This is a genomic window from Virgibacillus sp. W0181, assembly GCF_051846915.1.
GTDB lineage: Bacteria > Bacillota > Bacilli > Bacillales > Amphibacillaceae > JBPYCR01.
Genome location: NZ_JBPYCR010000013.1, coordinates 57,232 through 78,148 on the forward strand (window position 1 = coordinate 57,232; position 20,917 = coordinate 78,148).

General features: G+C 37.0%; 21 protein-coding genes, 1 other RNA gene and 1 pseudogene. 16 read left to right on the forward strand and 7 right to left on the reverse strand.

The window, feature by feature from the left end; all coding sequences use genetic code 11:
• The first annotated feature begins 6 nt into the window (after positions 1-6).
• The 7 genes from panC to nth all read left to right on the forward strand — a co-directional run bounded on the left by panC (position 7) and on the right by nth (position 7,593).
• The gene (panC, locus tag ACLIBG_RS07760; protein WP_439312194.1) at positions 7-870 is read left to right on the forward strand and encodes a pantoate--beta-alanine ligase; all 864 of its coding nucleotides are present in this window, start codon (positions 7-9) and stop codon (positions 868-870) included.
• Positions 871-884: 14 nt separating this feature from the next.
• Complete coding sequence (gene panD, locus ACLIBG_RS07765; protein WP_439312195.1) at positions 885-1,268, forward strand: aspartate 1-decarboxylase; 384 nt, start codon at positions 885-887, stop codon at positions 1,266-1,268.
• Between the two features lie 69 nt (positions 1,269-1,337).
• Positions 1,338-4,121, forward strand: a complete 2,784-nt coding sequence (gene dinG / locus ACLIBG_RS07770) for an ATP-dependent DNA helicase DinG (protein WP_439312196.1) — start codon at positions 1,338-1,340, stop codon at positions 4,119-4,121.
• A gap of 259 nt (positions 4,122-4,380) precedes the next feature.
• Positions 4,381-4,863 (forward strand): cell wall elongation regulator TseB-like domain-containing protein, encoded by a 483-nt coding sequence (locus tag ACLIBG_RS07775; RefSeq protein WP_439312197.1) that lies wholly within the window; start codon positions 4,381-4,383, stop codon positions 4,861-4,863.
• Between the two features lie 15 nt (positions 4,864-4,878).
• Positions 4,879-6,063: a pyridoxal phosphate-dependent aminotransferase gene (locus ACLIBG_RS07780; RefSeq protein ID WP_439312198.1), complete on the forward strand. Its 1,185-nt coding sequence runs from the start codon at positions 4,879-4,881 to the stop codon at positions 6,061-6,063.
• A 181-nt stretch (positions 6,064-6,244) separates the two neighbouring features.
• Positions 6,245-6,925, forward strand: coding sequence for a DnaD domain-containing protein (locus tag ACLIBG_RS07785; protein ID WP_439312199.1), 681 nt, complete (start codon positions 6,245-6,247; stop codon positions 6,923-6,925).
• A 2-nt stretch (positions 6,926-6,927) separates the two neighbouring features.
• Positions 6,928-7,593, forward strand: coding sequence for an endonuclease III (nth, locus tag ACLIBG_RS07790; protein ID WP_439312200.1), 666 nt, complete (start codon positions 6,928-6,930; stop codon positions 7,591-7,593).
• 102 nt (positions 7,594-7,695) lie between these two features.
• Here the strand turns inward: nth and ACLIBG_RS07795 are convergent, their stop codons facing one another.
• Both ACLIBG_RS07795 and recU read right to left on the reverse strand, forming a co-directional pair.
• On the reverse strand, positions 7,696-10,386 hold the full coding sequence (locus tag ACLIBG_RS07795; RefSeq protein WP_439312201.1) for a PBP1A family penicillin-binding protein: 2,691 nt from the start codon (positions 10,384-10,386) through the stop codon (positions 7,696-7,698).
• A 16-nt stretch (positions 10,387-10,402) separates the two neighbouring features.
• Complete coding sequence (gene recU / locus ACLIBG_RS07800; protein WP_439312202.1) at positions 10,403-10,984, reverse strand: Holliday junction resolvase RecU; 582 nt, start codon at positions 10,982-10,984, stop codon at positions 10,403-10,405.
• Between the two features lie 302 nt (positions 10,985-11,286).
• Here recU and ACLIBG_RS07805 point away from each other — a divergent pair, with 302 nt between their 5' ends.
• From ACLIBG_RS07805 to ACLIBG_RS07830, 6 genes are all read left to right on the forward strand, one after another.
• Positions 11,287-11,490 carry a hypothetical protein gene (locus ACLIBG_RS07805; protein ID WP_439312203.1) on the forward strand — a complete coding sequence of 68 codons (204 nt, stop codon included), beginning with the start codon at positions 11,287-11,289 and terminating at the stop codon, positions 11,488-11,490.
• Positions 11,491-11,735: 245 nt separating this feature from the next.
• The gene (locus ACLIBG_RS07810) at positions 11,736-12,104 is read left to right on the forward strand and encodes a DUF1798 family protein (protein ID WP_439312204.1); all 369 of its coding nucleotides are present in this window, start codon (positions 11,736-11,738) and stop codon (positions 12,102-12,104) included.
• Positions 12,101-12,496 carry a cytidine deaminase gene (gene cdd, locus ACLIBG_RS07815; RefSeq protein ID WP_439312205.1) on the forward strand — a complete coding sequence of 132 codons (396 nt, stop codon included), beginning with the start codon at positions 12,101-12,103 and terminating at the stop codon, positions 12,494-12,496. The genes ACLIBG_RS07810 and cdd overlap by 4 nt, the downstream gene beginning before the upstream one ends.
• A 154-nt stretch (positions 12,497-12,650) precedes the next feature.
• Positions 12,651-12,956, forward strand: a complete 306-nt coding sequence (gene gpsB, locus ACLIBG_RS07820; protein WP_439312206.1) for a cell division regulator GpsB — start codon at positions 12,651-12,653, stop codon at positions 12,954-12,956.
• A gap of 97 nt (positions 12,957-13,053) precedes the next feature.
• Positions 13,054-13,428: RNase P RNA component class B (gene rnpB / locus ACLIBG_RS07825), an RNA gene on the forward strand.
• 145 nt (positions 13,429-13,573) lie between these two features.
• Positions 13,574-14,704, forward strand: coding sequence for a THUMP domain-containing class I SAM-dependent RNA methyltransferase (locus tag ACLIBG_RS07830; protein ID WP_439312207.1), 1,131 nt, complete (start codon positions 13,574-13,576; stop codon positions 14,702-14,704).
• 91 nt (positions 14,705-14,795) lie between these two features.
• Here ACLIBG_RS07830 and ACLIBG_RS07835 read toward each other — a convergent pair whose 3' ends face one another.
• The 4 genes from ACLIBG_RS07835 to ACLIBG_RS07850 form a co-directional block, all read right to left on the reverse strand.
• Complete coding sequence (locus ACLIBG_RS07835; protein ID WP_439312208.1) at positions 14,796-15,383, reverse strand: SCO family protein; 588 nt, start codon at positions 15,381-15,383, stop codon at positions 14,796-14,798.
• A 435-nt stretch (positions 15,384-15,818) separates the two neighbouring features.
• Positions 15,819-17,465 (reverse strand): b(o/a)3-type cytochrome-c oxidase subunit 1, encoded by a 1,647-nt coding sequence (locus ACLIBG_RS07840; protein ID WP_439312214.1) that lies wholly within the window; start codon positions 17,463-17,465, stop codon positions 15,819-15,821.
• Positions 17,466-17,467: 2 nt separating this feature from the next.
• On the reverse strand, positions 17,468-17,950 hold the full coding sequence (locus ACLIBG_RS07845; protein WP_439312209.1) for a cytochrome c oxidase subunit II: 483 nt from the start codon (positions 17,948-17,950) through the stop codon (positions 17,468-17,470).
• 21 nt (positions 17,951-17,971) lie between these two features.
• On the reverse strand, positions 17,972-18,127 hold the full coding sequence (locus ACLIBG_RS07850; RefSeq protein ID WP_439312210.1) for a cytochrome c oxidase subunit 2A: 156 nt from the start codon (positions 18,125-18,127) through the stop codon (positions 17,972-17,974).
• A 302-nt stretch (positions 18,128-18,429) separates the two neighbouring features.
• Here ACLIBG_RS07850 and ACLIBG_RS07855 point away from each other — a divergent pair, with 302 nt between their 5' ends.
• Both ACLIBG_RS07855 and ACLIBG_RS07860 read left to right on the forward strand, forming a co-directional pair.
• On the forward strand, positions 18,430-19,524 hold the full coding sequence (locus ACLIBG_RS07855; RefSeq protein WP_439312211.1) for a type III polyketide synthase: 1,095 nt from the start codon (positions 18,430-18,432) through the stop codon (positions 19,522-19,524).
• A gap of 4 nt (positions 19,525-19,528) precedes the next feature.
• Entirely contained in the window at positions 19,529-20,044 is a 516-nt protein-coding gene (locus ACLIBG_RS07860) for an isoprenylcysteine carboxyl methyltransferase family protein (RefSeq protein WP_439312212.1), read from the forward strand.
• A 111-nt stretch (positions 20,045-20,155) separates the two neighbouring features.
• Here ACLIBG_RS07860 and ACLIBG_RS07865 read toward each other — a convergent pair whose 3' ends face one another.
• Positions 20,156-20,356 (reverse strand): cold-shock protein, encoded by a 201-nt coding sequence (locus ACLIBG_RS07865; protein ID WP_439312213.1) that lies wholly within the window; start codon positions 20,354-20,356, stop codon positions 20,156-20,158.
• Between the two features lie 392 nt (positions 20,357-20,748).
• On the opposite strand from ACLIBG_RS07865, the pseudogene ACLIBG_RS07870 reads away from it, so the two are divergent.
• Positions 20,749-20,917: pseudogene (locus ACLIBG_RS07870) on the forward strand (IS110 family transposase); the annotation flags it as partial.

Below are 20,917 nucleotides of genomic sequence, written 5' to 3' on the forward strand. Positions count from 1 at the left end.
ACGATAATGAAAATTATTAACAAAGTGGAAGAAATGTACAAATACACCCGTTCATGTAAATCTGAAATAACTGGCTTTGTTCCAACTATGGGTTACTTTCATGAAGGGCATTTAGAATTAATGCAACGGGCCAAAGAGGAGAATGATTTACTTATAACAAGTATTTTTGTTAACCCTTTACAGTTTGGCCCCAATGAAGATTTTGACCGGTATCCCCGTAATGAGGAAAGAGATATTCAACTGGCACAGGAAAATGGCGTGGATATTTTGTTTATTCCAAGCATGGAGGAAATGTATCCAAATAAAATGACTATAAGCCTTTCAATAAATGATCGGACAAATGTATTGTGCGGCCGTTCTCGCCCAGGGCATTTTAATGGTGTTATTACCGTGTTAACGAAATTATTTCATATCATTCAACCAGACAAAACGTATTTTGGGTTAAAAGATGCTCAGCAAGTCGCTGTAGTGGATGCACTTATTGAAGATCTGAATTTTCCACTTCAATTAGTTGGACTTCCGACGGTGAGAGAGGCAGATGGGTTAGCGAAAAGCAGCAGAAATGTTAATTTGACGCCGAAAGAACGTGAGGAAGCGAGCTCAATTTATAAAGCATTAAAATACGGGAGAAAATTAGTAGTTGACGGTGAAAAAAATCCTGCTACCATTATAAAAGAAGTAAAAGCTATCATTTTAAAAGAAACAAGTGGCGCAATTGATTATGTGGAATTACTTAGTTATCCTTCTCTTAATTCGTTGAAAGCTGTTGATGAACAGGTAGTATTAGCAGCAGCAGTTCAGTTTAAAGAGGCCAGATTAATCGATAACTTATTATTTGATCAAAGTGGAAATTTAGTGAATCGATTATAACAGGAGGAAGTCCGATGTTCCGTACTTTAATGAAGGCAAAAATACACCGTGCACGAATTACAGAAGCTAATTTGAATTATGTTGGCAGTGTCACGATTGATGAAAGTATTTTGGAGAAGGTTGATATCCTCCCCCACGAAAAAGTTCAAATCGTCAATAATAATAACGGGGCACGACTGGAAACGTATGTTATTCCGGGCGAAAGAGGTTCGGGGGTTGTTTGTTTGAATGGCGCAGCTGCTCGCTTAGTTCAAAAAGACGATATTATTATTATTATTGCATATGCTATTGTTGAAAATGAGGAACTTTGTTCATTCAAGCCGAAAGTGGCTATTATGAACGATAAAAATGAAGTTGAGCAAATGCTTGAACAAGAACCCCCAATGACAGCTATGTAAAATGAATCTATTCACCGTATAACTTATTTTGAACGCAGAACAGGGAATATAAAGGAAAAAGGTGGAATTATGAAAAGGTTTGTCATCATAGATCTGGAAACGACAGGAAATTCACCTGCAAACGATGATAAAATTATTGAAGTAGGTATCGTTGTTATTGAAGGGGACGAAATTGTCGATGATTATACGGTGTTATTAAACCCTAATAAACCGATCTCCCTTTTCATCTCCGAATTAACCGGAATAAGCGATGATGATGTACGTGATGCACCATTATTCCATGAAAAAGCACAAGAAATTATTCAGTATTTTAATAATAGTTATTTAGTTGCGCATAATGTTCCATTTGATTTGCGGTTTCTAAATCATGAATTAATGCAAAATGGTATTGATGCATTAACCAATCCGGTAATCGACACTGTTGAACTGGCACGAATATTATTTCCTCAAGCGAAAAGTTTTAAGCTCGGACACTTAGCAAATGAATTTCATCTATCCCATAATAATCCACATCGTGCATTGTCAGATGCATATGTGACAGGTGAGTTATTTTTAAAATTGCGACAAAAAATAAACGAATTGCCGCTGGAAACGATCAATCACCTGATTGAGCTGGAAAAGTTGTTGCACTCTGATCTTTATGAGGTGCTGGTAAATAGAAGACAGAAGTTAATTTATTCCGAGCAGAAGACCGTTGACCGACAAATAGTATCATTTCGAGGTTTAGCCTTCAAACATGTTGAACCAATTGAAAAAGAACAGGCTAATGAAATGCCTGCAGTCGGTTACTATCTGGATGATATATATGAAGAGGGTGGATCGCTTGAACGCATCATGCCCAGTTACGAAAAAAGAACAGGCCAGCGGGAAATGTCAGAAGCCGTTTTTGATGCCTTTTTAAGTGAGCAACATGCATTAATTGAAGCTGAAACAGGTACTGGAAAGTCTCTTGCCTATTTAATTCCGGCAATTTTTACTGCAATTTCTGAACAGGACCGTATCGTAATAAGTACATATACAACACAACTGCAATCACAACTGATGGAAAAAGAAATACCCCAGTTACAAAAAATCATTCCGTATTCTTTTAGCGCTGCACTACTGAAAGGAAAGCAGCATTACATTAGTTTGGAACGATTTGAACAGGAATTGGCCTTGAGTGGACACGATAATTATGATATTGCACTTACAAAGGCTAAAATTCTCGTTTGGCTGACGGAAACAGAAACCGGTGATATAGATGAAATACAGTTGCCGTCTAGTGGGTATTTGTTTTTTAAGAAGATATGTACGGATGCAGAAGGAAAGACAAACGTGCACTCACCATGGTTCAATTGGTCATTTTATCAAAAAGCAAAACAAAAAGCACAACAAGCACAAATTATATTAACAAATCATGCGCTGTTATGCACGGATCTATTCAACGATTATCAATATTTACCCTCTTATAGAAAAGTTATTATTGATGAAGCACACCATTTTGAGGAAACAGCAGCAAAACATGATGGATTAAAACTTGATTATATTAGCATGCAATATACGATCAGTCAATTTAGCAATCCGATAATGGAAAATATTATATTACATACAGATTCGATTTCCAAAGAGAAATGGTCGGAGGTTTTAGCTAACACGAAATATGAATTGGATGATTTATTCCGTTCATTGTATGGTTTTGTAATGAACATGAAAAATAGTGAAAAGACATTAAGTGATGTTGGAAGGGTACAATATCGTATTGAAGAACCCCTGCAAGTGAAGCAACAGTGGGATCTGATTATTGAAAAGGTAAATCGATTAGCATTTTACTTACGTGATGTAGCTATTTTATTGGCCTTTTTAAATAAAAATACATCTAATAGAGTGGATCAGGATTATATAAGTCATTACGAACAATTGATCCAAAAATATATAGACGAGTTAGAACTTTTTTTTAATACAGCGGATTCCGTTTCTATCGTCCGTTGGATAGAAATTGAAGCATACGGGGCAAAAAACGCGGTTTATTTATATAGTGAACCGACGGATGTAGCAAACATACTGGCGAAAAGCTTTTTTGATAAAAAACGTAGTGTTGTATTAACAAGTGCGTCACTTACGATGAAAAACTCATTTGATTTTATTGAATCTCGACTTGGCTTGCAAACAGAACATGTACTAACAAAACAGATAACGTCCCCTTTTTCATATAATGAGCAAGTACAGTTATTAATTCCGAGTGATTTTCCACCCATTAATTATGGAGATGTGGATAATTTTATTTATTCTACTTGTGAAGCAATCATTTCTCTCGCTGAGGTAACAAAAGGGAGAATGCTCGTTCTGTTTACATCATATGATATGCTGAAAAAAACATATTATTTATTGAAGGAAGTAATGGATGAGCTTGATTCATACGATTTAATTGCGCAGGGGATAACAAGTGGAAGTCGTAATCGGTTAATGAAAAATTTCACTTTATATAACAAACCTATATTATTAGGGACTAGTTCTTTCTGGGAAGGTATCGACATACCTGGTGATTTTTTGGCATCCTTGGTTATTGTTCGACTACCATTCCAGCCACCAACACACCCAATATACGAAGCAAAAGCTCAATATTTAAAAGAGCAAGGTAAGAATGCTTTTACTGAATTGGCATTGCCTCATGCGGTTATTCGATTCAAACAAGGGTTTGGGAGGCTTATACGGTCTAAAAGTGACCGTGGAATCGTATTTGTATGTGATGCGCGCGTGATGACAGCGCGTTATGGAAAGCTGTTCCTTCAGTCAATACCGAAAGTCCCAGTTACTTATGACAATACAAACCATTTAATCAAAAAAGCGGATGCATGGTATAATAAAGACCTTTAAACCAATTTATTTTGGAATTGACTTAAGCCTTTCATTTTGTTGATCAACTTCAAAAAAAAACTAATACATATTGCATGTATTAGTGTAAAATAGTATGGTATGGTTTAGGAGTGTATTTTTCAGCAAATCGCTTTGCGCATGGGATTTACATTACATAGTATTTATCAATCGGTTACTAGCTATAAGTAACAAAATTTGATAATAAAATGGAAAAGAAAGGTAAACCAAATTGAATATTAATACTGTTGGATGGATCAAAGTGACTTTTATAGGTATTATCCTTGCTTTTTTAATCGTTTTTATTTATTTTATCGTACTGTACAATCAGATGATGCAAATAAAAACAGAAGGCTATGCTGAATCAGAAAAAAGAATTATGAATGAAACTTCAATTGTAGAAATTGACAAAATTACTTCGTTCCACGAAAAGGACGCATATCATGTAGTATGGGGAAAAACGGCAGAAGAAGTAAATAAACTGGCATTCGTACCTTTAACAAATGACGATCCAATCGAAATTATTAAGAAAAGTGAAATGATGGCAGAGGATTCGATAGTAAACCAATGGGAAAGAAACTGTAATGATTGTAATTTTATTAAAATAGTACCGGGAATCGTTGAGGATCAACCGGTATGGGAGCTAACATACACAGATAAGGCTGATCGGTACGTATTCGATTATTTATCCATATATGATGGTTCAGCTTATGAGCAATTCCGATTCTCAACAATGTTTAAATAAAGAGGTGGAAATGATATGAAATTAGCAAACAGAGTTAACACGCTTACTCCTTCATCAACATTGGCAATTTCAGCAAAAGCGAAAGAGTTAAAACAGGAAGGCCACGACGTGATTGGCCTTGGAGTTGGTGAACCGGATTTTAACACCCCTGAGTACATCCTAAAAGCTGCAAAAAAAGCAATGGATGAGGGAATGACAAAATATACCCCATCCGGCGGTATTTTGGATTTAAAAGAAACAATTGCAAAAAAGTTTCAAGATGATAATGATTTATTGTACAGAAACAACGAAATTATTGTAACGACCGGTGCGAAGCATGCATTATACACTTTATTTCAAGCAATTCTGGACGAAGGTGATGAAGTAATCGTCCCAACGCCTTATTGGGTTAGTTACCCTGAACAAATCAAGCTTGCAAGTGGAAAACCTGTTTTCGTAAATGCCTTGGAAGAAAATAATTTTAAATTAACACCTGAACAGCTGGAACAGTCAATTACAAGTAAAACAAAAGCAATGATTATTAATTCACCGAGCAATCCAACTGGGATGATGTACAGTCGCGATGAATTGGAAAAATTAGGAGAAGTTTGCTTAAAAAATGATCTTTTAATCGTATCTGATGAAATTTATGAAAAGTTGATTTATACAGATGACAAGCATTTATCAGTTGCTCAGCTGTCGGATAAGTTAAAAGCACAAACCGTTGTAATTAATGGTGTGAGCAAGTCTCATGCTATGACAGGATGGAGAATCGGCTATGCTGCAGGACCTGAAGCTATCATTAAGGCAATGACAAACCATGCATCTCATGCAACATCCAACCCGACTTCAATTGCACAATATGCCGCACTTGCCGCATACCAAGCGGAAACAGACCCGACAATTAAGATGAGGGAAACATTTTCCGAGAGACTGGACACATTATATCAATTGCTTATTGATATTCCGGGCATTTCATGTAAGAAGCCGAATGGCGCCTTTTATTTGTTTCCAAACGTAAAAGAAGCTGCGAAAATAAATGGTTTCCAAACGGTTGATGACTGGGTGACTGCACTCCTTGATGAAGAAAAGGTAGCACTTGTTCCGGGATCCGGATTTGGCGCACCGGACAATGTCCGTCTATCGTACGCCACGTCGATCGACATATTAGAAGAAGCAGCCAAGCGTATTCATCGTTTTGTTATTAAACATCAATCATAACATAAAACATGACCATTATCCCTTGCTCTTCGCAAGGGATTTTAATGTTACAGCAATGAATATCATGGATATTTTTAAAGCCGTTCGGAATATCGTCGGCTTTCTTTAGTTAATGTTTTTAAAATATAGATAATGATAAATTACGGATAATCCATGATATACTAACAAAAGAGGTGTTTTTATGATGAAACATGTCGATATACAACAAATGTTAATCGATCAATTTACAATCCCGTCCAAACTAATAACTTCTTATACGTCCATAGGGTTAAATGAACACGAAGTTATGGTCATCTTACAAATTCATCGGTTTTTGCAAAACAAAAACAATTTTCCTACACCTTTAGAATTAGCAAGTCATTTAACGATCAATGAAAAGGAATGCGCTAATATTTTACGTAAATTAATCCAGCGTAATGTACTGGAAATTAAACAGTCAAAAAATGATAAGAATCAATTAAGTGAAGCATATAGTTTAAATCCTTTGTGGGAAAAGTTATTTACGGAGCAAAATAATGACCAAAACGACTTACAAGAAGGTAGTTTATTTATCCTGTTTGAGCAGGAATTTGGCAGACCACTTTCCCCGTTTGAAATAGAAACGATCAATGTGTGGCTTGATGAAGACAAAATATCACCAGCTCTAATCAAAGCAGGATTAAGAGAGTCTGTTTTAATGGGGAAACTCAATTTTAAATATATCGATCGCATTCTACGGGAATGGAAAAAGAAAGGCATTCATTCAGTGGAGCAAGCCAGGGATGCGGGTAAAAACTTTCGCAGCAACCAAGTAAACAAACAGTATCAACCTGTCAAAAGAGATACGTCCATTTATTATAACTGGCTGAAGGGGGAGGAGTAATATTGCTAACAAAAAAACAAATAACCTATGTCTTGGATGTAATGGAGGAGATGTTTCCCCATGCTGAATGTGAGTTACATCATTCCAATCCTTTTGAGTTAGTAATTGCCGTCTTGTTGTCTGCACAGTGTACAGATGTATTAGTGAACAAAGTAACGAAAGATTTATTTAAAAAATATAAAACTCCGGAAGATTATTTAGCTGTCACGGTGGAAGAGTTGCAAGAAGATATTCGTTCCATTGGTTTAAACCGCACAAAAGCAAGAAATATTCAAAAGCTCTGTAATTCGTTGCTCGATGAGTATAACGGCATTGTTCCTCAAACAAGGGAGCAATTAATTGGGCTTGCAGGTGTTGGGAGAAAAACAGCGAATGTCGTTCTCTCCGTAGCATTTAACAAGCCTGCGATAGCAGTTGATACACATGTGGAACGGGTTTCCAAGCGTTTAGCGATCTGTAGGTGGAAAGATTCTGTTTTGGAAGTAGAAAATACATTAATGAAAAAGGTCCCGATGGAAGAGTGGGGGAACACACATCATCGGATGATTTTTTTCGGCAGATATCACTGTAAAGCTAGAAACCCCGAGTGTCCGGAATGCCCACTCCTAGGTATTTGCAGGGAAGGGAAGAAGAGAATGAAAAAACTGCAACGTGCTCAAGTGGATTAAAAAGCGAGAATTTCACATAAAAAAGCATGCACAGCTAAAACATTCATTAAATAATGGCTGTCACTAATGTCAATTACAGTCATTAGTGACAGCCATTTTAAATTAACTTTCTTCCTGATTTTCATTGTTTTCTTCTGCAGGTACTTCCTGTTTAATACTTCGCGCTTCACCTTTTACACCATTGTTTGCTCCATTTGATCCAATTGGTACCACTGTAATGGTCATACTTCCGGGTGAAGCACCACTAATTTCGATCCCCTTTGATTGAACTGTTTGTTTTTTCCCATTTACATCGACTTCAAAAGATGCTGGTGGGCCATTGTATTGCCAAGAAACATCAACAATTTTCTGGTCTTTATTATAGTTTGATGAAAGACCACTTACCGGTGGGATATTTGTCTGCTGATTATCTGAATCTTCATTCTCGTCGGCTTCATCTTCTTCGATTTCTTCATTGTCCTCACTTTCTTCTTCCTCCTCTTCCTCCTCTTCTGGAACGATAACGCTCGCTGATTTAGCATCACTCTTCATATTGTTTTCATTATTAATTGCAACAACTTGGAAAGTATATTCTCTACCAGGCTCTACTTCTGAAATAGAAAGAGAAGTATCTTCAGTTGTTGAAATTTGGCTCATTTGCCCATTAACATCTCCGCTTACTTCAAATGAAATATCATCTTCAGAAGAATAGCTCCACTCTACATCTATGGCATTCGATTCTTCATCGTATGTTGCTGTTAAATCACTGACCGGATCAAGTTGATCGAACTTTTCGGATTGTTTTGTAGGCTCATGTCCTTTTACAAAAAGCTCCGTCACTATGTTTTCTTTCGGTGTATATTCACTCGGAAGCTTTGCAGGATTAGATCCTTTTTCAACGGCAACTTCAACAACTGAGCTCGGTTTTACAAAGTCAGGTGTATCAATTCCTTCAGATATTTCCGTCATCGTATTTTTAAACAAGTAATGTGGTATTTGCGTGTTTTCAATGATTCTTTTATGGTCATCATACCCCGTCCAGACAGAAATCGTATAGTTGGTTGTATAGCCTGCAAACCAGGAGTTATTTGCACCTTTTTTATCTTCTAAGTTTGTTGTTCCAGTTTTTCCGGCTACATGTAACCCCGGTATATTTGCATTTGTTCCCGTACCATCCTTAACGACCGATTTCAGCATATCCGTAACCATATAGGCGGTGTAGTCGGACATAGCAGCTTTAGATTCCGGCTTTAAATCCACGCTTGATCCATCCGGAAATTCAACTTTAGTAACTGTATATGGTTCATTATAGATTCCTTCATTTCCAAAAGCACTGTAAGCTCCGGCTAATTCAAGCGGTGTAGAATTTGTAGTAGATCCACCGATAACGTCTCCGATATTTATATTATCATCATAAAAATCGATGCCAAGACCTTCTGCGAATGTTTTAACTCGATCTAGTCCAATTTCATCTGCTGTCTTTAATGTAGGAACGTTTAACGAATGCTTTAAAGCATACCGAGCAGACATCCAGCCTTGATATCGTCGATTATGATTTCGAAATTCGATATCGCCAATTTTATATGGTTTGTCATCATTCAATTGATGATACGTGGACCACTTCTCATATTCAATTGCTGGACCATAAGCCAATAATGGCTTAAACGTTGAACCAGCCTGTCTACCCTGGTCGTTATAAGCATAGTTCCAGCCATCCACGTTTTCGTTATTCCGACTGCCGCCAATAGCCCGAATTGCTCCAGTCTTTGTATCAACAACAACCATACCTGCTTGCAGGTCTTCATCAGGATATGGGATCGGATTTTCTTCACTATCAGTTAATAGGAATTCAACGTGCTCTTGAACACTGTTATCAAGTGTTGTATATATTTTCAGCCCATCAGTATTAATATTTGCCCCATCCACTTTTTCACGAACTTCTTTTTCTACTTTTTGAATAAATGATTCGTATTTTTTTGAATCAGGACGTTTTTCCGTCAATAGGGAGGCGATTTCCACTTGTCTAGCTTCGTTCGCTTGCTCCTCTGTTATTTTGTCGTGGCGCACCATTAGGTTTAACACGGTGTCTACACGTTCTTTCATCAATTCAGGATTGTTATATGGGTTATAAGCTGATGGACGCTGTGGAAGACCGGCTAAAGTGGCGGCTTCCACGAGCGTTAATTCATGCAAATCTGTTTTTCCAAAATAAATTTCTGAAGCTTTTGCTACTCCATAAGCTCCGCTACCATAAAATATTTTGTTCAAATACATTTCCATTATTTGTTCTTTAGAATATTTTCTTTCTAGTTTTAAGGCAAGCCACTGTTCCTGTACTTTTAATTTTATTTTTTTGTCAGAAGTTAAAAATGCATTTTCTACTACTTGTTGTGTAATTGTACTAGCGCCTTCCGAACCGAATCCGTTCGTAATATTGGCCATAATGGCTCCGCCGATACGTCTTATGTCAATACCGGAATGTTTGAAAAAGCGAGCATCCTCGGTAGCGGTAACAGCGTCAATAAGTACTTCCGGCAAATCTTCGTATTCAACTTTTGTTCGCTTTTCGTCAGCCGCTATATCTGTTACAAATTCACCATCTTTATTATAAATTTTCGATGAAAAAGGATCTGACAATTTGGCTGCATCAATGTCAGGTGCAGTGACAATATAATATGAAAATAAAATAGCTACCCCAAGACCGATGAGTAAGCCGATCATGAAAATAATTTTCGCTATATTTTTCCATACCGGTTTTTGTTTTGATTTTAATTGTTTTCTTCTTGCTGTTCGAGATTGGCCATTATCTGCCATACTCCATTCCTCCGTTCTAAAAATAAAGCTTATCGATAATTTGTAAATAGTCGACTCTCGTTGTATACTTCCAAGGAATTAAATAGCCTTCTTGCTTTATCTTTTCATAGGGAATTGACTTCTTCCCACCTATTTCCTTTTCATCCCAACATGAAAATAAGGTTTGTGCTTTAAGAAAGTAAGTTTCATTATATAATGTGAAGCGTATAATTAAAAAACTGATTCCCCCGTGTTCAACAATTGATCTCATGTGGTTCAGTTGATGTTCATGGATATTTGCCAGTGGAAATAACGTTTTGTTTTTTGTTTCCTTCGCTTCGAAATCAATATACTGATTTCGGTATAGGCCGTTATAATCCGTTGTTGATGCTTGTTTAAAATAACCTTCCGTAATGACTGCTGCACTTCGTTTTGGATAATGAACCCGAACGATTTGAACAGGGGTAGGTTTTTTATGGATGATAGCCTTGTTCGTATGTAAATAATAATTGTTCGTTTCATTGATATCTTCCTCCAACGTCATCCCGCGATTACTAAAGCTTTCCCTTGACCGCGTCTGTTGAAACGAATTTTTCTTCAGTCCGTTTGGATATTGCATCTTAGACCTCCTAACATCGTACATCATTGATTACTTTTTGAATTGAATTTGTGTGATTTGAATTATTATCATAACTATTATATATCAAAATAGTTATTCGGCCTAATTTTCATTAGTTATTTCACTATTATTTAATAAATTGTTTCCATTTTTCAAGTTCTTAGGTCATTTATCAAATATTATGCAATTATTCGCGTATAAGCACTAGTTTTGTTTCATTAATTCTAGTTTTGTCGACTCGGAAGGAGAAGGTGCAAAGAAACCGAATAAGTAGCGTAAATCTAAAAAGTGTGGTGAATTTTATGGCAGTAGCAATAGAATTGACTGGCATGGCAAATTATAAATGTATAGAAGAAATGGATAAGTCATTGTTGCACCTTTCTAATCAAATTCGTTTAATGGATCAGAAAATAACAACTACGATTGAAAATGAAATCGTCTATGACTATGATAACCAATATAAAAACATTCAAGAACTAAAAGCAATGATTAATAAATTTGAATAGACTTTTCATTTTTCTTTAATGCCTATTTTATAAATAGGTATTATTTTTTGTGTTTAGGTGAGGGTGAGCATTGATATTGCAGTCTTCAAAATGTAGTATATGCATCTGCGACAACCGAGTTTGACTGTACCCATGTTCGTTTGATGGTGCATATTTCATACGCAAAGTAGTCTCGTCGAGCGCTTGCGCTATCCTTATTTAAAATGGTACATTTAAAGCAATAGTAAAAGTAAGGCGGGTTATGTATGTCCGAATTAAAAAAAATGACAGAACAACTTCAGGTTGAACTAGAACAGTTAAAACTCCGGTATGAAAAGGGTGAAAAACCGGAAAGTAAGAACGACAAGCAGTTTTTTCTTGCAATGAAGGAAAAAACGACACCAATATATAATCTTCTGGAAGAGTGGGAGAGTGCAGCACTTCAAGCAACAAAACAAAGAATAATAAAGGTACATCCCCAACAAATTAATTCCACAAAAGAAAATGTGGAAATGATCATATTACATAGTTATTATGTAGATGAAAGACGCAAAAGGTATATGGAGCTGAACCATTCATGCTCTTACATTTTTAATCAGTTACTGAACGAATTACGAGAGAGGAGCTCGTCATGAAGGGGAAATTAATAAAAGAAGCAGAAAGGGTAAGAATGCGCGCCCATGTGCCTTATTCCAATTTTGCAGTAGGTGCCGCTGTTCTAACTAAAAATGGAAACATCTTTACGGGATGCAATATTGAAAACGCAGCATATCCCGCTACTTGCTGTGCAGAGAGAGTAGCCATGTTTAATGCAATAGCAAATGGGGAATCGAAATTTGATCAGCTTGCAGTTATAGCGGATACAAAACGACCAGTGCCTCCATGCGGAATTTGCCGACAAGTAATGAGTGAGTTCTTTGATGAAGACGTTCAAATACATCTAGCTAATTTGCACGGTGAAATAAAAACAATTTCTATGGGAAAGCTTTTGCCTTTTGCTTTTGTATCAGAAGATATGGATGTATGAAAAGAATGACTTATTTTCAAGAAGCAGTTTTCAGCTTCTTTTTTTATGCTATAATGTTAGTTAGCATTTGGTATAAAATAAACGTATACTAAAATTAGTTGATAATATAATGAATCGATGTTAATTTATTAATAATGAGTTTGAGGTGAATAACGTGAATTTCGATCAAATCCAGTTAACAAATAAAGATATTCTTGAAAAAGAATTTAAAGTTGCTATGCGTGGGTATAAACAAGAAGAAGTTGATGAATTTCTTGACACAATAATAAAGGACTATAATGCATTTCAACAACACATTGAGAGATTAACACAGGAAAATGAAAGACTTAGGAAAAATTCAGAACATACGAGGCCGAGGGCGACTAACCATAATCATCAGGTAAATTATGATGTGTTAAAAAGATTGTCCAATTTAGAGAAAACCGTTTTTGGAAAAAAATATGCCGATATTGATTCATGAATGTATGATTAGATCAAATCCTCTATATAGATAGTTCCCTGGATTTTACTAATGAACGAATAGGGTATTTATGTTATAATATTATATGTGATGTTGAATACTTACGTAATCGCTGCACGGTAATACGTGTTGAGGAAAGTCCATGCTCACACAAACTGAGATGTTTGTAGTGTTCATGCTTGACGAAATCATAAGTCAAGGTAACCATTATGGTTAACGGCAGGCATCCCTCCTACGTCCTTTGATATGGAGGAAGCCTTGAAAGTGCCACAGTGACGAAACCGATTTGGAAACAAGTCGGGTGGAACGGGTAAACCCCATGAGTGAGCAACCCAAACAATGGTAGGGGCACCCTTGATTAGGGAAATCAACCGAAAAAGGGACAAGATTTCTTGTAGATAAATGATTATGTCCGGCGTACAAGGCTGACCACCGTTATTGAGTACAATGGAACAGAACATGGCTTATCAAGTATTCAACGGTCTTCGAGAGAACTTATTTAGTAGTGTAAACTGTTAAATAAGTTTTTTTGTATTAAAGAGGTAAATAATAATTGGTTAAATGGCAAGCAATTATGCTAAACTGATACTACCATTTTATTTTGAGAGGGAATTTTTATGACTCAATCAATAACATTAATTGCAACAGCAGCTATGGGGCTAGAATCTGTTGTAGCGAATGAAGTAAAAGAATTAGGGTATCAACCAACCGTTGCTAATGGGAAAATCGTTTTTGACGCACCTGTGTCAGCCATCCCTCGGTGTAATTTATGGTTGCGCACCGCGGATCGGTTAAAAGTACATGTAGGGGAATTCGAAGCAACGACATTTGATGAACTTTTTGAGGCTACGAAAGCCTTGCCATGGGAAAATGTCATTAGCGAGGATGGACAATTCCCTGTATCAGGGAAATCACAAAAATCTACTTTGTACAGTGTTCCGGATTGCCAGGCGATCGTAAAAAAAGCGATCGTTGAGCGACTTAAGCTTAAATATGGACTTGCCTCCAGAATGCCGGAGACAGGAGCGCTATTTAAAGTTGAAGTTGCTATAAATAAAGATATCGCCACGTTGACCCTTGATACTTCAGGTGTTGGATTACATAAAAGAGGTTATCGAACAGGGCAAGGGGATGCACCATTAAAGGAGACGCTCGCAGCAGCGTTAGTATCACTTACAAATTGGAATCCAAACGAAGCATTGATTGACCCTTTTTGCGGTTCAGGAACAATTGCTATTGAAGCAGCGTTGATTGGCCAAAATGTCGCACCGGGATTCAATCGAGAATTTGCCTCTGAAAATTGGAGCTTTATAAATACTAAAATGTGGGAACAAGCTTTGGAAGAAGCGGAAGATTTAGCGAACTATGATCAGGAACTTCATATTATTGGTTCTGATATCGACCACCAGATGGTTAGTATAGCAAAAGCAAACGCCATGGAAGCAGGGTTGGGAGATCTTATTGAATGGAAGCAAATGCAAGTAAGCGACCTGTCCTTAAAGCAAAAAAACGGATATATTATCGGTAATCCACCATATGGCTTACGTATTGGTGATAAAAAAGAAATAACGAAGATGTATCAGTCATTAGGCAAAATTATCGCAGAAAACCCAACTTGGAGTATGTATATACTAACGGCATTTGAAGATTTTGAGAAATGTATCGGAAAAAAGCCAACAAAAAAAAGAAAATTGTTTAATGGTTTTATTCGAACCGATTATTATCAATATTTTGGAAATAAAATTTAAGTAATATAGTGAAATAAGCTCCACCAGCCAACGAATTTATACTAATCTAAAGGCTTAAGGGGAGCTTATCTTTTATCACGATTCTTGTTCGTTAATTAATCGAGCTCATTATTCTTCTATATACTTTGTCACGGTCAAACCCATTACCCATTGCAAACTTTTCAGTTAAGTTATTATTTTCATCGATAAAATAAGTGAAAGTGGAATGAATGATATCACCGGTTCCCGGATCACGATACATAAATCCTAATGAATCGGCAATTTTTTTCGTATCCTCTTCCGAACCCCTGATGAATGTCCATCCATCATCAGGGGAGGTAACTTCGAACCGGCTTGCATAATCCGCGAGCACTTCTTGTGTATCATAACTTGGATCAATAGTTATCGTAATAAACTCCACTTGATCGCCAAATACCCCTTCATTTTCAAGCGAATTACGCAATTTTGACATTTCCAATGTTGTTACTGGACAAACGTCCGGGCAATTCGTATACATAAATTCGACTAATCGTGCTTTTTCAGGTTCATTGTCAAACGTATATGCTTCTTCAAATATTGTTTCCATAACAATGTCAGATGGTAACTCAGCATTGCTCGGTCTGACTACTTGTAAATAAAATATTCCTGCCGAAATACCTAATACGAGCAAAATTCCAAATGTGATGTATATTTTTTTCACGTAACTTTCCTCCATTTCAGACCTGTATCACTGAAAATAGAAGAGGGGGAAGGTTATTTTTTCCCTCCTCTTTTTGAGTAGGTCAGAAAGTATAAAATTTTGTGCATAGCTGTCTAGCTTCGACATACAGGATGTTCTAGTGCAGGCGTAGCCACAGGACGTGGCGTTCTAAGCCTGCTAGCCCAGAAACTAGGCGACTTCCTGCAGCGTCTTGCGATAAAGAAGACTTGCCGATGGCTTTAGCCAGAGGCTTAGTCGCCCTTATGCCCTTGGGTGAAAGTCATCATCGATTCGCGTGCTCATCGTGATTCCTTTATCTTAGTTGCTTCAGTCCAGTCGCTACGTTTCTAGGCAGGGCGCTAGCGCTTTTCTTTACATAGAGATCTTAAGCAATAAATGCTTGTGCCCAAAAACTCGATTTTGATTACTAATTTTTTACCATAATTTAAAACCAGGTGATCCCGGAGGTGCATTTTGAATGATATCGATAAATGGTATGGTATAGGCGAATAAAATAAGAGCCACCGTGACACCAATCCATAACTTCCAATTTTCAAGCACTTTAGGAGTAGTGCCTGAGCTTTCAGAAACTTCTGCGATTGGGAATTCTTGCTTTCCTTTAGGAGCAAAGAATGCTAAGTTGATAAATACGACTAACATGATAATCATGCCAATAAATAAAATCGATCCTCCGACCGCCTGTGCTACTTGGTAGCTTCCCCAAGCCGCAGTATCAGCATTTCCTGCATACTCTGAGTAAGCGGAACGACGCGGTCCACCTAACAAACCTTGCCAATGCATTGCACCGGACATAATTGCCATCCCTACAGACCAGACAGCTGTTTGGATAATGCCCCATTTATTCATTTTAGCCGTTAATTTACGACCCGTCACGGAAGGAATCAACCAATAAGCGATTCCAAAGAACGTTAACATTACAGATGTAGCCGCTGTTAAATGAAAGTGCCCCGTTACCCAAATGGTGTTGTGCACAACTTGGTTCATCTGATTGGATGCATTAATGATTCCACCGGCACCACCTGGAATAAACCAGACCATTCCGATAAACGGTGCAAGAAAGCGTACATCTTTCCAAGGCATTTTTTTAACCCAGCCAAATAACCCTTTTCCACCAAGTTCACGACCTCTTGCCTCAAATGTAGCGAACAGAGAAAAAGCAGTCATTAATGATGGAATAACAACTAGAAATGTTAAAACAACTTGGATATACTTCCAGAACGGATCAATACCGGGTTCTGTTAGCTGGTGGTGAAAGCCTACCGGAATGGAAAACAAAAGCAATAAAATAAATGACAAACGTGCGAGAGAATCAGAGAAAATCTTTCCTCCGATAATTTTGGGCATAATGGCATACCACATCATATATGCAGGTAAAAGCCAGAAATAAACAAGCGGGTGCCCGAAATACCAGAATAATGTCCGACTTACTAAAACGTCAATCGAATCTGTAAACCCTAAAGACCACGGAATGAATTGTAACAAAACGGTTGCTGCAACACCCAATGTTGCAATTTGCCACATTAACATTGTAATAACTGCCATATAGCTTAGTAATGGTGTCCGCTCACCCTTGTTTTCTTTTCTCCATCTGGCATGTCGTTTAAAGATAATAAAGCCAACAATCCAGCTACCTATAATAACGAGGGTCAATCCAATATAAAATCCCGGATGGGCCATCAATGGCGCATAGAATGTATATAGTACAGACGCTTCGTTCAATAATATGAAAATCGTAGTAAGTATAACCCCGGCCGTCATCATCCAAAAACCAATCCAACCAGTTTTACGTTCAAAAGAATTATATCCGCCGGTTGTTTTGCTTTGGGCGGCAAGCATAAAGCCTAAAATGAAAAATGTAGTTAAAACAAGACCAAGAACGACACCATGTACGGTTAAAATTTGATAGTATCCGATTCCGAACGGCAAAGTAAATTTGCCAGATCGCTCCAATGTTTGTAATAATCCGCAGCTTGCACCGACAAATAGCGCAGCAAATGCGACATACATATGGGCCATCGTCAGTTTAGCATCACTCGTTTGAATACTTCTAATTGATTTCATCATTATTCGATCACCTCAATCGTAGCTGCCATTAACTGGTGGCCAACGCCACAATATTCATTGCAAACTAACGTAAATTTTCCTTCGTTTTTAAATGTGTTTGTATATGTGCTGATATACCCTGGTTCAAGCATCATATTGACGTTTGTTCCAGCGAGTTCAAAGCCATGTACAACATCTTTTGTCGTTACATTAAAATGAACAGTTGCTCCTTTTGGAATTTGTACAACTTTATCATCCGTTCCAACATCGTAATTAAAAGCTGAAGCAACAATCGTTAGTTGATACTCATTGTCTCCGATTTGTTTTAAGCCAGGGTCATCAAAGGGCTCTGTTTCATCTACTTTTTCTGGATCAAGTGTCACCGCACAGCTTGGCGGTTGATTTCCCATATAAAAAGCACTGATTCCAACTACTACGAGAAATACTAATAACGTACCAGTACCGAATATTAACCATATTTTTTCGTACTTATGCATATTCATTTGTAAGTTTCTCCCTTCCTGCTAACGTGATAAAAATAAAGCCCATACGCCTATCCAACTAACGATTAAAAATCCTCCCAACAACATGACAGAAACAAAAGTACCTTTAAAAGAATGTTCTTTCGAATCTTCATCTTTCATTGGTTGTTGTTTTTGCGTTTGCTCGACTTTTGCCATGCATAATCACTCCTTTCATTGATTGAGTAGCTGTTTTTAATAAATATAATTGCTGTGACAATCCAATTGAACAGACAATCTAAAATTAATATTTAGCATGTTGTTCTATTTTCATCATACACAATTCAATCCTGAAATTGAGCAGATTCCATAACGATTCACAATTTGTTCAATAACGCGTGAAGACAGGATTGCCGTGGTTTTACAAACCTTTTCGTTTAAAAAGAATGTGAAGGAAATGTGGCCATTTGGAGGATAATTTTTGAAGACGAGCACATACTAGCTAAAAAAAGGTGAATAAAATGGCTTATATTTCTTCAGTTGGGTTAGGGATTCCGGATTACAAAATGAAACAGCAGCAAGTAAAACAATTAGTTCAAAAGATTTTTCCGTCAATGAATAGAGAAGTGGATAAATTAATGCCCGTCTTTGATAATGCCATGATCAATGAAAGACAGTTTGCCGCAAATGCAGATTGGCTTCAGAAAGATCATGATTTCAAAGAGAAAAATGATTTGTATTTACAAGTGGCTAAAAACAAGTCATTGGAAGCGACCGATCATTGTTTAACAAACGAGGAATTACTGTCGAAAGATATTCCTTATGAAGCCGTTGATATGCTTATGTTTATTTCGAGTACAGGGATTGCCACTCCTTCCTTGGACGCACATTTAATCACCGAAAGGGATTTTAGGGAAGACGTCATACGAATGCCACTATGGGGGCTTGGCTGTGCCGGGGGAGCGATCGGTCTATCAAGAGCAAGTGAGTGGATCCGGGCGAATAAATCGAAAACCGCGCTTGTAATATGTTGTGAACTTTGTAGTTTAACATTTCAAAAAGATGATAAAAGCATGGGTAATTTAGTAGGGACTGCTTTATTTGGTGATGGTATTGCAGCCGTATTATTGATTGGTGAAGAATCCAAATATGTTGAACATCAAAAATATCAGGTCCCCAAAATAATTAAATCCAGTTCTTTTACGAAAAAAAACAGTATTGACATTATGGGGTGGGATGTCAGAAACAGCGGGTTTGCAGTAATCTTTTCGAAACGGATTCCCGGATTGGTTAAAACGATATGGAAGGAACATTTATTTCGATTTTTTAAGGAAGAAAAAATAGATCCATCTATGTTTTCTACATATATTGCCCATCCTGGAGGTACAAAGGTGTTAGAGGCTATGGAAGCTGTATTAAGTGTTTCCAAACATCAATTTATCCATTCGTATGACGTGTTACGTAACCACGGTAATATGTCATCCGCAACAGTTTTTTATGTTTTATACGAGTGGTTAACCGCACAAGCTAAAACACAGAGTAAATCGCCAAGCATAATCAGTGCCCTAGGTCCAGGATTTAGTTCTGAATTGGCCTTGGTGGAATGGGGGGAATGAATAGGTGGAATATTGGATATTGACCGGATTGTTATTATTCATCATTTGTCAAAGATTTATTGAACTCATCATTGCCAAACGTAATGAAGAGTGGATGAAACAACGTGGCGGATTAGAGGTGGGGGAGAAGCATTACAAATGGTTTATTATTTTGCATACCCTTTTCTTTCTGTCTATCATCGTTGAAGCGCTCTTTGGGCGAAAGGAAATAATTACAATTAACTTCTTTTTGTTGTTCATTTTTTTACTAGCACAATTCGGAAGAGTCTGGTGCATATATACACTTGGGAGGTTTTGGAATACAAAGATTATTGTTTTACCTAAAGTTGCGCTTATTAAAAAGGGCCCATATAAATATGTTAAGCATCCGAATTATATTATAGTAGGAATAGAGTTACTGCTCATCCCATTACTGTTTGGTGCAATTTGGACAGCGTTAATCTTTCCATTGCTACATATACTATTATTGTTCATTCGAATTCCCGAGGAAAATGCAGCACTGGCAAAATCATATAAATAATAGATAACAAAATGCCTTTTTAACAATAGAGGTTCAATAATTTTATACGCAGAAAAGTGGTAATCCCGTTTAAGGATTACCACTTTTATTATGTTAGAGTCAACGAGTAAATTAAACTTTTGTTACATTAGCAGCTTGTGGACCGCGCTCACCTTCAACAATTTCAAAGGTTACGTCTTGTCCTTCTTCCAATGATTTGAACCCTTCTTCTTGGATAGCAGAATAATGTACGAAGACATCATCTCCTTCTTCCATTTGGATAAATCCATAGCCTTTTTCAGCATTGAACCATTTTACTACTCCATTTTGCATGTAAATAATCCTCCTAGATTCTTTCACGTAAAACGAACGTGGTAATACAAAGAAAATAAGCAGAAATCATTTAAATAAAAACAGCTTCGATAGAAGGTAGGATCATACAAACATCCACTTCTATGGAAGCTGTCTTTCGTAATGATTCCTTACATCTTCTTCGCTTGATACTAATATAACTTGTTTTATCAGGGTAGTCAAGAAAATATTGATTAATTAATGGAAAATTCGCTCATTAAATGCATTTATTAAGCAATAATTTATAAGGTCAGAAAGCATTCCTGTAATAAAGCAAAATGAGAGTTGAACAAAAAAATCCCCCTTGGTATGATACGAGGTGTCCGAAGCTGATCAGCAAAATGGACCCTTAAAAAAAACCAAGGAGGACTAACATGAATTATAAACAAAATGAAAAGATCTTACAACTAACAGACAAAACATTAATTATCGGAGTTGACATCGCTAAGAAAACTCATGTTGCACGTGCGCAGGATTTTCGTGGCGTTCAATTCGGAAAACCGTTATACCTTGAAAACTCAATGGAGGGTTTTCAAACGTTCA